The organism is Stenotrophomonas sp. STEN063 (assembly GCF_056854515.1).
Genome location: NZ_JBXFWF010000136.1, coordinates 1 through 629, shown reverse-complemented (window position 1 = coordinate 629; position 629 = coordinate 1). Strand labels below are relative to the sequence as shown.

General features: G+C 67.6%; 1 protein-coding gene. It reads left to right on the top strand.

The window, feature by feature from the left end; translation table 11 throughout:
- Positions 1–629 (top strand): transaldolase family protein (locus AC1VWL_RS19315; protein ID WP_482987759.1); only part of this gene is annotated, 629 nt, incomplete at both ends.

Here is a 629-nt window from a genome sequence, read left to right as displayed (position 1 = left end):
GAACTGTCCGTCGTCGTCGCCGATACCGGCGATTACGACGCCATCAAGCGCCTGCGCCCGGTCGACTGCACCACCAACCCGACGCTGGTGAAGAAAGCCCTCGACCTGCCGGTCTACGCCGGCCTGATCGAACGCGAGCTGCAGTGGGGCCGCGCCCAATCCGGTGACAAGCAGGCCGTCGCCAATGCCGTGGTCGATCGCCTGACGGTCGGCGTCGGCACCATGCTGGCCGAGCTGGTGCCAGGCCGCGTGTCCACCGAGGTGGATGCCGACCAGGCGCACAACACCGAGGCCACGATTGCCAAGGCGCGCGAGTTCATCGCCATGTACGAAGCGGCCGGCGTGCCGCGCAGCAAGGTGCTGATCAAGATCGCCGCGACCTGGGCCGGCGTGCAGGCCGCGCGCGTGCTGCAGGCCGAAGGCATCGACTGCAACCTGACCCTGATCTTCAACCCGACCCAGGCCCTGGCCTGCTCGGAAGCCGGTTCGTTCCTGATCTCGCCGTTTGTCGGCCGCATCCTGGACTGGTACGTGGCCAACGGCCAGACCCCGGCCAACATCGACGAAGACCCGGGCGTGGTGTTCGTGCGTGGTGTGTTCGCCGAGTTCAAGCGTCGCGGTTCCAGCAC